The sequence below is a fragment of the Rhodoferax ferrireducens genome, from assembly GCF_031458075.1.
Taxonomy (GTDB): domain Bacteria; phylum Pseudomonadota; class Gammaproteobacteria; order Burkholderiales; family Burkholderiaceae_C; genus Rhodoferax_B; species Rhodoferax_B ferrireducens_A.
The window spans coordinates 157,103-169,284 of record NZ_JAVDXT010000007.1; the positions used below are offsets into that span (position 1 = coordinate 157,103).

The following is a 12,182-nucleotide window of genomic DNA, read 5'->3' on the forward strand; positions in this document are numbered from 1 at the left end:
AACCATGTGCCAACTCCTGGGAATGAACTGCAACACACCGACCGACGTGGTGTTCAGCTTCAGCGGCTTTGCCGAACGCGGCGGCCGCACCGACCACCACAGCGACGGCTGGGGCATCGCCTTTTTCGAAGGCCGTGGCCTGCGCCATTTTGTCGACCACCAGGCGGCCTGTGAGTCGCCAGTGGCGGCGCTGATCCGCCAGTACCCGATCAAGAGCCGCAACGTGATCGCCCACATCCGCAAAGCCACGCAGGGCGTGGTGGCACTGGAGAACTGCCACCCGTTCGTGCGCGAACTCTGGGGCCGCTACTGGGTGTTCGCCCACAACGGCGACCTGAAGGACTTCCACCCGCGGCTGCATGCCAGCTTCCAGCCGGTGGGCAATACCGACAGCGAGCGCGCGTTCTGCTGGATCATGCAGGAGCTGGCCAAGTCGCACGCCGGCGTACCCAGCGTGGCCGAACTGACGCTGACCCTGCGCGAGCTCAGCCAGCGCATCGCCCGCCACGGCACCTTCAACTTTTTGCTGAGCAACGGCGAGGCGCTGTGGGCCCATGCATCCACCCAGCTGCACTATGTGGAGCGCAAACACCCGTTTGCCCACGCCACGCTGAAAGACGAAGACCTGAGCGTCAACTTTGCCGAGCACACCAGCGCCAACGACCGCGTGGCCATGGTGGCCACCGCGCCGCTGACCAGCAACGAAGAATGGACGGCCTTCGCCACCGGCGAACTCAAGGTGTTTGTCGACGGCGCCCTGGTCGGCTGAACCTGGGCGCTATGCTTTAGATAGCTGCCAGCGCAGGTAGTACCTGCGCCAGAGCCTGATTTTCTTTAAACCGCCAGCGCGGCTTCCAGCGCGTCGATGAACAGCGCCGCCACGTCGCAGCCGGTCTGGTCGAAGATTTCCTGGAAGCAGGTCGGGCTGGTGACGTTGATCTCGGTCACGCAGTCGCCGATCACGTCCACGCCCACCAGCAGCAGGCCGCGCGCCGCCAGGATCGGGCCCAGGGCTTCGCCGATTTCGCGGTCGCGGTTGGACAGCGGCTGGGCCACACCCTTGCCGCCCACCGCCAGGTTGCCGCGCACCTCGCCGCCCTGTGGAATCCGCGCCAGGCAGTAGGGCACGGGCTTGCCGCCGATCACCAGCACGCGCTTGTCGCCCAGCGCGATCTCGGGCAGGAACTTCTGCACCATCACGCTCTCGGCGCCGTTCTTGTTCAGCGTCTCGATGATGCCGCCCAGGTTCAGGCCGTCTTCCTTGACGCGGAAGATGCCCATGCCACCCATGCCGTCCAGCGGCTTCAAGATGATGTCCTTGTGCTCGGCGTGGAAGCGGCGGATCGCCTCGGCGCTGCGCGTCACCAGGGTCGGGCCGCTGAACTGCGGGAACTCCATGATGGCCAGCTTTTCCGGGTGGTCGCGCAGCGCGCGCGGCTTGTTGAACACCTTGGCACCTTCGCGCTCGGCCTGCTCCAGCAGGTGGGTGGCATAGAAGAATTCGGAGTCGAACGGCGGGTCCTTGCGCATGATGATGGCGCCAAAGTCCTTCAGCGCGCGCGGGCTGTTGGCAAACAGCGGCTGGCTGACGCTGAACCAGTCGGTCTTGTCGCCGGTGAGGTGGATGTCGCGCACCTGGGCCGTCACCACGCCACCGGTCTGCCACTGCAGGTCTTGCGGCTCACAGGCCGAGATGCTGTGGCCGCGCCGCTGCGCCTCGCGCATCATCACGAAGGTGGTGTCCTTGTAGATCTTGAAAGACTCGAGGGGATCGGCGACGAAGAGGATGTTCATGGAAGCTTTCAAACAGGATGTCACACAGCGGGACGGCGGTACTGTTGCACAAACAGCGCCAGCGCGCCGGCCACCACGCCCCAAAAGGCCGAGCCGACACCGGCCATCACCACGCCGCTGAGCGTGACCAGGAAAGTGATGGTAGCGGCCTCGCGGTGCTGGATGTCGTGCAGCGCGGCGGCCAGCGCGTTGCCTATGGTGCCCAGCAGCGCCAGCCCGGCGATGGCGGCGATCAGCTCGCGCGGAAACGCCGTCAGCAGGCCGGTGATCGCCGCGCCGAAGATGCCGATCAGCACGTAGATGACGCCGCAGCACACGGCCGCGGTGTAGCGCTGGGATTTGTTGGCATGCGCCTCGGGGCCCATGCAGATGGCGGCGGTGATCGAGCTCAGGCACAGCGCAAACGCGCCGAACGGCGCCAGCACCAGGGTCGCCAGGCCGCTGAGGGTGATCAGCTTGGAGATCGGCATGTCGTAGTGGGCTGCGCGGATCGCTGCCACGCCGGGCAGGTTCTGCGAGGCCATGGTCACCACGAACAGCGGCAAAGCCATGCCGACCATGGCCGCCCAGCTGAACTGCGGCGCCACAAACACCGGCGTTGCCAAGGAAAATACGATGTTGGCGCTGACCACCTCTCCGCGGGCAGCTACAAAAGCAATAGCAGACAGCAAGGTCAGCACCACCGCGTAGCGCGGCCACCAGCGCCGGGCCAGCAAATACACCGCCAGCATCAGCAGCACCAATGGCAGGGCCGACTGGGCCGCCACGAAACCGTTCAGCCCGAAACGCGCCAGCACGCCGGCCAGCAGGGCCGCAGCCACCGCCATGGGAATGCGGTCCATCACCTTCTCAAACCAGCCGGTGATGCCGCACAGCGCAATCAGCATGGCGCTGACCATGAAAGCCCCGACCGCCTCGGCCATGCTGAAGCCGCCGGCCACGGCCGCGGTGGCGATCACCGCCGCGCCCGGGGTCGACCAGGCAATCATCACCGGCTGGCGCAGCCACAGCGAAGGCAACAAGGTGCACAAGCCCATGCCCAGGCCCAGCGCCCACATCCAGGAGGTCGTTTGCGCGGGCGTGGCATGCAGCGCCTGGGCCGCCTGGAACACCACGGCCACCGAACTGGTAAAGCCGACCAGCACGGCCACAAAGCCGGCGGTGACGGCGGAGAGATGGAGATCTTTGAAAAAACGCATGCGGGGATTGTCCGCGACGCAAAAAATATACAAAAAATCAACCTCTGGCGCATATTCCACCAGCGCCATAAGCTATCAATTAAATAGCAAACCTCAGGCCCGCCTGGCCAGCCAGCGCAGCAGCTGCAGGACGCGCGGCGTGTACGGCGGATAGACCAGGCCGCCAGCCGACCAGCGCGACTGCAGGAACACCGGCTTTTCCTTGCTGAACTGGCGGAATCCGTATTCGCCGTGGTAATGCCCCTGGCCGGACGGGCCGACGCCGCCGAACGGCAGGCTGTCCTGCGCCAAGTGCACCAGACAGTCGTTGATGGACACGCCGCCCGACAGGGTCTGGGCCAGCACCTGGTCGCGGTGCGCGCTGTCGCTGCCAAACCAGTACAGGGCCAGTGGCTTGTCGCGAGCGTTGACGAAGGCAATCGCCTCGTCCAGCGTGTCGTAGGCCACGATGGGCAGGAGGGGACCGAAGATTTCTTCCTGCAGCACGCGCATGCCGGCGTGCACGTTCAGCAGCAGTACCGGTGCCATCTGTCGCATCTGTCGCATCTGTCGACCATTGCCCGGTTCGAGCTCCAGCACGGTCGCGCCCTGCTGGCGTGCATCGTCCACCAGGCCGTGCAGACGCTGCAGATGGCGTTCACTGGCGATGCTGGTGTAGTCGGGGTTGCCCTGAAACTGGGGGTACAGGCGCTGCATGCTGGCACGCAAGGCCGCCACAAAAGCATCCAGTTGCGGGCGCGGCACCAGCGCGTAATCGGGTGCGATGCAGGTCTGGCCGGCGTTGATCAGCTTGCCCCAGGCCAGCCGCTCCACCCCTTTGCCCAGGTCGCAAGACGCATCGACGATGGCCGGCGACTTGCCGCCCAGCTCCAGGGTCACCGGCGTCAGATTCTTGGCCGCCGCCTGCGCCACCAGCCGTCCCACGGCGGTGGAGCCAGTGAACACCAGGTGGTCGAAGGGCGCGGCGCAAAACGCCTGGCCCAGGGCCGCGTCGCCGGTCAGCACCGCCACTTCTTCCGACGCAAAAAATTCCGCCACCGCTGCCTGCAGCGCATCGGCAAACAAAGGCGTCAGCTCGGACGGTTTGAGCAGCGCGCGGTTCCCCGCCGCCAGCACATCGACCAGCGGCGACAAGGCCAGCAGCAGCGGGTAGTTCCAGGGGCTGACGATGCCCACCACGCCCAGCGGCTGGCGCAGCAGCCGGCTGCGGCCCGGCCAGAAGGTCCAGGCGGTGGCCACCCCGCGCGGCTGCATCCAGGCCCGCAGATGGCTTTGCGCATGGCGGATGGCGGCGCGCAGCGGCACGATTTCGGTCAGCGTGGTCTCGGTGGCCGAGCGGTTGCCAAAGTCCTGGCTGACCGCGGCGGTGAAACGCTCTGCGTAGCTGTCGATCAGTGCGCCCAGGCGCTGCAAGCGGTCCCGCCGCACAGCATGGGCTGGCGCCGGGTCGGCCGCGTGGGCCTGGCGCTGCAGGTCCAGCAGGCATTGGAGCTCGGATTCGGTGGTGTTCATGGTGTGCATAGTGCCAGCCTGGAGAATCCATGGCGGCAAAGGGCCGACACGGATGTGACACACTTCGGTCCCGCCCGCGACATGGGCGACAGACACGGACCTGCCCCACAACAATGACAACGACACGGTTTTTTGACTTTTCCGCGGCGAGCATCGCCACCCTGGCCGAGGCCGATGTAGCCCGCGCCCTGGCCGAAGACGTAGGCCCTGGCGACCTGACGGCGGCGCTGGTCGACCCGGCCCGCCACACCCGGGCCCGCATCCTGGCCCGCGAATCCGCCGTGCTCTGCGGCACGCCCTGGGTCGAGGCCACGCTGCGCCAGGTCGCCCCCACCGCCACCTGGCGCTGGCTGGTGAACGAGGGCCAACGCTGCGCCGCCGACCAGGTGGTGCTGGAGCTCGAAGGCCCGGCCCGGGCCCTGCTGACGGCCGAGCGCACCGCGCTGAACTTTCTGCAGCTGCTCAGTGCCGTGGCCAGCCGTACCGCCCTGCATGTGCAGGCCGTAGCCGGTACCGGCACCCACATCGTCGACACCCGTAAAACCCTGCCCGGCCTGCGCCTGGCGCAGAAGTACGCAGTGCGCGTAGGCGGCGGCACCAACCACCGTATCGGCCTGTATGACGCCGTGCTGATCAAGGAAAACCACATTGCCGCCGCCGGTGGCGTGACCGCCGTGCTGCGCCGCGCCGCCGAACTCGCGCAGCAGGCCAGCTTTGTCGAGATCGAGGTCGAAACCCTGGAGCAACTGGACGAGGCGCTGGACGCCGGCGCCCGCATGGTCTTGCTGGACAACATGGCGCTGCCGATGCTGCATGAGGCCGTGCGCCGCAACACGGCCCGAGGCGACCAGAAGGCGATTCTCGAAATCTCCGGCGGCGTCACGCTGGACGGCCTGCGCGCGTTGGCCGAAACCGGCGTGGACCGCATCTCCATCGGCGGCCTGACCAAGGATGTCAAGGCCACCGACTATTCCATGCGCTTCCAGGATCTATAAGAGGCTCGCCATGCACACCCTGATGGAAGTCGAATACGAGCAACCGACCTCGGAGTCGGTCTGCGCCCCGCGCCACGCCTGGGCCCGCGTGCCGGTCGAGCCCGGCCCGGCCGAGCGCCTGGCGCTGAAAGACCGCATCCGCCGCCTGCTGAAGGAGCGCAACGCGGTCATGGTGTCGCACTACTACGTGCACCCCGATCTGCAGGACCTGGCGGAAGAAACCGGCGGCCTGGTCAGCGATTCGCTGGAGATGGCACGCTTCGGCCGCGACCATGCGGCGCAGACCCTGGTGGTCTCGGGCGTGCGCTTCATGGGCGAGACCGCCAAGATTTTGTCGCCCGAAAAACGCATCCTGATGCCCGATCTGGACGCCACCTGCTCGCTGGACCTGGGCTGCCCTAGCGCCGAATTCAATGCGTTTTGCGACGCCCACCCGGACCGCACCGTGGTGGTCTACGCCAACACCAGCGCCGAGGTGAAAGCCCGCGCCGACTGGCTGGTGACCTCGGGCTGCGCGCTCGACGTGGTGCGGGCACTGAAAGACCAGGGCCACAAGATTCTGTGGGCGCCCGACAAGCACCTGGGCAGCTACATCCAGCGCGAAACGGGCGCCGACATGGTGTTCTGGAACGGGGCCTGCATCGTGCACGACGAGTTCAAGGCCTTCGAGCTCCAGGCGCTGAAAGCCGAGCACCCCGAAGCCAAGGTGCTGGTACACCCCGAGTCGCCCGCCGACGTGGTGGCACTGGCCGATGCCGTGGGCTCGACCTCGGCCATCCTGAACGCCGCACGGACCATGGATGCAACCACCTTCATCGTTGCCACCGACAACGGCATGCTGCACAAGCTGCGCACGCAGAACCCGCACAAGCTGTTCATCGAAGCCCCCACGGCCGGCAACAGTGCCACCTGCAAGAGCTGCGCGCACTGCCCCTGGATGGCGATGAACGGCCTGGCCGGCCTGGCCCAGGTGCTGGAACTGGGCACCAACGAAATCCACATTGACCCCGCGCTGGGCCTGCGCGCCCGCGTGCCTATCGACCGCATGCTGGCCTTCACCGCAGCCCTGAAAAACGGCCAGCCCACCACCGGCCTGGTGCCGCATATCGGCGCAGCCTGATGGACGGTATCACCGCGCTGGTCGACTTCAGCGATCCTTCGCAGCCCGACGCGCCGCGGCTGCGCCATGCATTTGGCACGCCGCTGCAGACGCTGGTAGCCCACACGCGGGACCAGGTGCGGCCGCTGCTGGATGCCGTGCAGGCGGCCAGCGACCAAGGGCAATGGTGCGTGGGCTATCTGCAGTACGAGGCCGCGCCGGCCTTCGATGCGGCGCTGGCGGTGCATGCCGCCGATGGGCCGCTGGCCTGGTTCGCGGTATTCGACAAACCCCTGCCCTGGCCTGAGCTTGCTGTAGGCCCTGCGCAGATCGATTGGCAAAGCTTTATCGCCCGCGCGGATTTCGACGCCGCAATGGCAACGCTGCTACAGGCGATTGCCGATGGCGAGCTGTACCAGATGAACCTGACGGCGCAGATGCAGGGCAGCTTCAGCGGCGCACCGCAGGCCTTGTTCGCCGCCTTGCAGCGTGCCCAGCCGGGCGGCTATGCGGCGTTCATCGATACCGGCCATACCGGCAATATGCAAATCCTGTCAGTCTCACCCGAACTGTTTTTCGACTGGCGCGACGGCAATATCCTGGCCCGCCCGATGAAGGGTACAGCGCGCCGCGGCGCGACCGAGGCCGAGGATGCAGCACTGGCAGCAGCGCTGCGCACATCGCCCAAGGAACGGGCCGAGAACGTGATGATCGTCGACCTGCTGCGCAACGACGTGTCGCGCATCGCCGAACCCTTCAGCGTCCAAGTGCCACGGCTGTTCCATACCGAGGCGCTGCCGACGGTATGGCAGATGACCTCGGATGTGAGTGCCCGCACCCGTGCCGGCTGCAGCCTGGCCGAGGTATTTGCCGCGCTATTCCCCTGCGGTTCGGTCACTGGCGCGCCCAAGGTGCAGGCCATGCGCAAGATCAAGGCGCTGGAGCCTGGCGCGCGCGGCGTCTACTGCGGCGCCATCGGCGTGGTGCAGCCCGGCGGCCATGCCACCTTCAACGTGCCGATCCGCACCGTGACCCTGCGTGGCGCCCAGGCGCAATGCGGCATCGGCAGCGGCATCACCTTCGACGCCAATGCCGAAGGCGAATGGCAGGAATGGGCCAACAAGCAGGCCTTTGTGCAACGCGCCAGTGCGCCGTTTGCGCTCTTGGAGACCCTGGCCCTGGTCGATGCCCAGCTGCGCAACCGCGCCGAGCACCTGGCGCGGCTGGCCCAGGCGGCCGCGCATTTCGGCACACCGTGGAACCCAGAGCATGTTGCGCACACCCTGGACACTTTGATCGCCAGCCATCCCCACAACGACTGGCGCGTGCGCCTGCTGCTGGACGCGCAAGGCCAGGCCACCGCCGAGGCCTATGTGCTCGAAGCCTCACCCGCGCGGGTGCGGCTGCAGCTGGCCGACCGGCCGCTGCTGGAGGCGCACAGCGAATTCGTGCGCTTCAAGACCACGCGCCGTGCCCACTACGAGGCCTTCAGCACGCCGGCCGGCGTCTTCGACACCCTGCTGTGGAACGCCGCCGGCGAAATCACGGAATGCACACGCGGCAATATCGCCCTGCTGCTGGACGGCCGCTGGGTCACACCGCCCCTGGCCAGCGGCCTGCTGGGCGGCATAGGCCGGGTTGTGGCCCTACAGGAAGGCCGCTTGGTCGAAGCTGTGGTACGGGTGGACGAGCTGCCACGCGTGCAGGCTTTCGCGTTTGTGAACAGCCTGCGCGGCTGGATCGACGCGGATCTGGTTTAGCTACTGTTTTTGTAGCTACTAGCGCAGGTAGTATCTGCGCCAGCGCCTCATTTCCTATAAATTCCCAGGCACCAGCACCGTAGGCTCGGAGGAAGCCGCCAGCTCCGGGTAGTCGCGGCTGAAGTGGCCGCCGCGGCTTTCCAGGCGGGAGCGGGCGCTGCGCACGATCAGGTCGGCCACCTGCACCAGGTTGCGCAGCTCCAGCAGGTCGCGGGTGACGTGGAAGCGGGCATAGAACTCATGGATTTCGCTTTGCAGCAGGGCGATGCGGTGGGCGGCGCGCTCCAGGCGTTTGGTGGTGCGCACGATGCCCACGTAGTCCCACATGAAGCGGCGCAACTCGTCCCAGTTGTGCGACAGCACCACCAGCTCGTCGCTGTCGGTGACCTGGCTGTCGTCCCAGTCTAGCAGCTGGGGTGCGGGTTTGCGGTCCAGCAGGGCCAGGGCTTGGGCGGCGGCGCGGGCAAACACCATGCATTCCAGCAGCGAGTTGCTGGCCAGGCGATTCGCGCCGTGCAGGCCGGTGCAAGCGGTTTCGCCCAGCGCATACAGGCCGGGCACGTCGGTGCGGCCCTGCAGGTCGGTCAGCACGCCGCCGCAGGTGTAGTGGGCGGCGGGCACCACCGGGATGGGCTGGCGCGAAATGTCTATGCCCAGCTCCAGGCAGCGCGCGTAGATGTTGGGAAAGTGCTCCAGCAAGAATTCCTTGGGCTGGTGCGAGATGTCGAGGTAGACGCAGTCGAAGCCGCCCTTCTTCATCTCGAAGTCGATGGCACGGGCCACCACGTCGCGCGGGGCCAGTTCGGCACGTTCGTCGTGCTCGGGCATAAAGCGGCTGCCGTCGGGGCGCAGCAGGCGGCCACCTTCGCCGCGCACGGCCTCGGTGATCAGAAACGATTTGGCCTGTGGGTGGTACAGGCAGGTGGGGTGGAACTGGATGAATTCCATGTTCGCCACCGTGCAGCCGGCGCGCCAGGCGGCGGCAATGCCGTCGCCGGTGGCGGTATCGGGGTTGGTGGTGTACAGATAGACCTTGCCCGCGCCGCCGGTGGCCAGGATGGTATTGGGCGCACTGAAGGTCAGCACCTGGTCGGTCGCAGCGTCCAGCGCGTACAGGCCGACGCAGCCCTTTTGGGGCAGGCCAATCTTGCTGCCGATGACCAGGTCCACCAGGGTGTGGTTTTCAAACAGCTGGATCTGCGGATGCTTGCGCACCTGGGCCACCATGGTGGCCTGCACCGCGGCGCCGGTGGCGTCGGTGGCGTGGACGATGCGGCGATGGCTGTGGCCGCCTTCGCGGGTCAGGTGCAGATGGCCATCTTCCAGCGAAAACGGCACGCCCAGCGACTGCAGCCAGGCAATGCATTCGGGCGCGTGCTCCACCACGAAGCGGGTGGCATCCACGTCGCACAGACCGCCGCCGGCAACCAGGGTGTCGTCGACATGCGAGGCGAAGCTGTCGCCCTCGCCCAGCACGGCGGCAATACCGCCCTGGGCCCAGGCGCTGGCGCCATCGCTGAGACCGCGCTTGGTGAGCACCGCGACACGGTGGGTGGGTGCCAGCAGCAGCGCCGCACTCAGGCCGGCCAGGCCGCTGCCCACGATCAAAACATCAAAATCCAGGGAGGGCGCAGCGGCTTGGGCAGTCAATTGAAGTCTCTATTCGTTGTTATTCACTGACCCGTCGACCCGCAGAACGCATCCCCAGCCAGGAACCCGAGGAACCGGCTTTGCCGGGCCACTGGGTGCGCCCCCTGCATGTCGTATCGGTTTTTCAAACCGATACGAGGGGGGTGGCGAAAACACGAAGTGCGTAGCTGGGGGTGTGCAGTAAGGCTAAATCTCGATTTTGGAGCCCAGTTCCACCACCGCATTGTTGGGCAAGCGCAGAAAGTCGGCGGCGCCGCTGGCATTGTGGTGCATCTGGGCAAACAGCTTTTCGCGCCACGGCGCCATGCCACCACCCAGCGTGGGGATGATGGTATCGCGCGACAGAAAATAACTGGTGGTCATGGTCTCCAGCTCGCAGCCGCGGCTACGGATCTGCTCCAGCGCGCGGGGTACGTCCGGGCTGTTCTTGAAGCCGTAGTGGATGATGACCTGCCAGCATTTGTGCCCCAGCGCCTCCACCTCCACACGCTTGTCCATGCCGATCCAGGGAATCGGGTGGTTGTGCACGGTGACGAACAGGTTGTGGTCATGCAGCACCTTGTTGTGCTTGAGGTTGTGCAGCAGTGCGTTGGGCACGGTACCAGGCTCGGCGGTGAGGAACACTGCCGTGCCGTCCACGCGGGTAGGCGGGCTGACGAACACCGACTCCAGGAAACTGCTGAGGTCCACGGCATCGGCGCGCAGCTTTTCCTTCATCAGTTCACGGCCGTGCTGCCAGGTCATCATCAGTGTGAAGATGACGCCGCCTATCATCAGCGGGAACCAGCCGCCGTCAAACAGCTTGAGCAGATTGGACGAGAAGAACACGAAGTCGACGATGAAGAACCAGCCGGTGGACAGCAGGCACAGCCACAGCGGGTACTTCCAGCCGTGGCGGATCACGAAGAAGGTCAACACCGTGGTGATCAGCATGTCGGTACACACGGCAATGCCGTAAGCCCCGGCCAGGTTGCTGGACGAGCGGAACATCACCACGGCCACCACGATGGCGCCAAACAGGCCCCAGTTGACGAAGGGGATGTAGATCTGCCCGGTGTCGCGCACGCTGGTGTGCTGGATGTTCAGCCGCGGCAAGTAGCCCAACTGGATCACCTGCTTGGTGACACTGAAGGCGCCGGTGATCAAGGCCTGGGATGCAATCACGGCGGCCGCTGTGGCCAGCAGCACCAGTGGAATCAGCGCCCAGTCGGGGGCCATCATGTAGAACGGGTTTTTCACCGACTCGGGCGCGCGCAGCAGCAGCGCGCCCTGTCCGAAATAGTTGAGTGTCAGCGCCGGCATGGCAATGGCAAACCAGGCCAGGCGGATCGGCCGCTTGCCGAAATGGCCCAGGTCGGCATACAGCGCCTCGGCGCCGGTGACGCACAGCACGATGGCGCCCAGGATGATGAAGGTGATGCCCGGGTTCTCCCACATGAAGCGCAGCGCATACAGCGGGTTTAGCGCCAGCAGGATGGACGGGTGCAGCACGATCTGGTTCACACCCAGCACGGCAATGCACAGAAACCACAGCAGCGTGACCGGGCCAAAAAACTTGCCTATGCCGCTGGTACCGTGTTTCTGCACCGCAAACAGCGCAAACAGAATCACCAGCGTCATCGGGATGATGTAGCGGTGCAGGTTGGGCGAAATCACCTCCAAGCCTTCCACCGCCGACAGCACCGAGATCGCCGGGGTGATGACACCGTCGCCATAAAACAGCGAGGTGCCAAAGATACCCACGACCAACAGCACCTGGCGCAATTTGGGCTGGTCACGCACCGCCTCGGAGGCCAGCGCCAGCATCGCAATCAGGCCACCCTCGCCGTTGTTGTCGGCGCGTAGCACCAGCACGACGTATTTGATGGAGACAATGACCGTCAAGGTCCAGAAGAACATCGACAACACGCCAAAGATGTTGTCGGGAGTGAAGGGCACATGGCCGGAATTGAAGACCTCTTTGACGGCATACAGGACACTGGTTCCGATATCACCGTACACCACACCAATCGCGCCCAGAGTGAGCGCTGCAAGCGAAGACTTTGTACTTTGCACAAATGCGGCCCCGTCCAGATGACCCCTAAAAGGGTCGGCGGGGTTCCATAAACTTTGGGATGGGTATTTTGCGCTTCACATGCCCCTGCACAAGCAGGATGAAGCCTCTAGAAAAAAT

9 protein-coding genes are annotated in these 12,182 nt (G+C 65.7%); 4 read left to right on the forward strand and 5 right to left on the reverse strand.

All coding sequences use genetic code 11. The features are described from left to right. Positions 1-4: 4 nt before the first annotated feature. Positions 5-769: a class II glutamine amidotransferase gene (locus J2X19_RS25005; protein WP_310377157.1), complete on the forward strand. Its 765-nt coding sequence runs from the start codon at positions 5-7 to the stop codon at positions 767-769. 65 nt (positions 770-834) lie between these two features. On the opposite strand, the gene gshB is transcribed toward J2X19_RS25005, so the two are convergent. The 3 genes from gshB to J2X19_RS25020 form a co-directional block, all read right to left on the reverse strand. Next, positions 835-1,794: a glutathione synthase gene (gshB, locus tag J2X19_RS25010; protein WP_310377158.1), complete on the reverse strand. Its 960-nt coding sequence runs from the start codon at positions 1,792-1,794 to the stop codon at positions 835-837. A 20-nt stretch (positions 1,795-1,814) separates the two neighbouring features. Next, a complete protein-coding gene (locus J2X19_RS25015; RefSeq protein WP_310377159.1) occupies positions 1,815-2,993 on the reverse strand; it encodes a benzoate/H(+) symporter BenE family transporter in 1,179 nt (392 codons plus the stop codon). Positions 2,994-3,086: 93 nt separating this feature from the next. Continuing rightward, entirely contained in the window at positions 3,087-4,514 is a 1,428-nt protein-coding gene (locus tag J2X19_RS25020) for a coniferyl aldehyde dehydrogenase (protein ID WP_405048748.1), read from the reverse strand. Between the two features lie 104 nt (positions 4,515-4,618). Here J2X19_RS25020 and nadC point away from each other — a divergent pair, with 104 nt between their 5' ends. Genes nadC through pabB form a run of 3 tightly spaced genes read left to right on the forward strand, consistent with a single transcriptional unit; the run spans position 4,619 to position 8,359 of the window. Beyond that, a complete protein-coding gene (gene nadC, locus J2X19_RS25025) occupies positions 4,619-5,500 on the forward strand; it encodes a carboxylating nicotinate-nucleotide diphosphorylase (protein ID WP_310377161.1) in 882 nt (293 codons plus the stop codon). Between the two features lie 10 nt (positions 5,501-5,510). After that, complete coding sequence (nadA, locus tag J2X19_RS25030) at positions 5,511-6,620, forward strand: quinolinate synthase NadA (RefSeq protein WP_310377162.1); 1,110 nt, start codon at positions 5,511-5,513, stop codon at positions 6,618-6,620. Next, positions 6,620-8,359: an aminodeoxychorismate synthase component I gene (gene pabB / locus J2X19_RS25035; RefSeq protein WP_310377163.1), complete on the forward strand. Its 1,740-nt coding sequence runs from the start codon at positions 6,620-6,622 to the stop codon at positions 8,357-8,359. The genes nadA and pabB overlap by 1 nt, the downstream gene beginning before the upstream one ends. Positions 8,360-8,413: 54 nt before the next feature. On the opposite strand, the gene nadB is transcribed toward pabB, so the two are convergent. Next, positions 8,414-10,009, reverse strand: coding sequence for an L-aspartate oxidase (nadB, locus tag J2X19_RS25040; RefSeq protein WP_310377164.1), 1,596 nt, complete (start codon positions 10,007-10,009; stop codon positions 8,414-8,416). Between the two features lie 186 nt (positions 10,010-10,195). Then, positions 10,196-12,064: a potassium transporter Kup gene (locus J2X19_RS25045; RefSeq protein WP_116608209.1), complete on the reverse strand. Its 1,869-nt coding sequence runs from the start codon at positions 12,062-12,064 to the stop codon at positions 10,196-10,198. Between the last annotated feature and the right edge of the window lie 118 nt (positions 12,065-12,182).

Coding starts and splice junctions, on each gene's coding strand:
- J2X19_RS25005 (WP_310377157.1), top strand. CDS start 5: ATGTGCCAACTCCTGGGAATGAACTGCAACACACCGACCGACGTGGTG.
- gshB (WP_310377158.1), bottom strand. CDS start 1,794: ATGAACATCCTCTTCGTCGCCGATCCCCTCGAGTCTTTCAAGATCTAC.
- J2X19_RS25015 (WP_310377159.1), bottom strand. CDS start 2,993: ATGCGTTTTTTCAAAGATCTCCATCTCTCCGCCGTCACCGCCGGCTTT.
- J2X19_RS25020 (WP_405048748.1), bottom strand. CDS start 4,514: ATGCACACCATGAACACCACCGAATCCGAGCTCCAATGCCTGCTGGAC.
- nadC (WP_310377161.1), top strand. CDS start 4,619: ATGACAACGACACGGTTTTTTGACTTTTCCGCGGCGAGCATCGCCACC.
- nadA (WP_310377162.1), top strand. CDS start 5,511: ATGCACACCCTGATGGAAGTCGAATACGAGCAACCGACCTCGGAGTCG.
- pabB (WP_310377163.1), top strand. CDS start 6,620: ATGGACGGTATCACCGCGCTGGTCGACTTCAGCGATCCTTCGCAGCCC.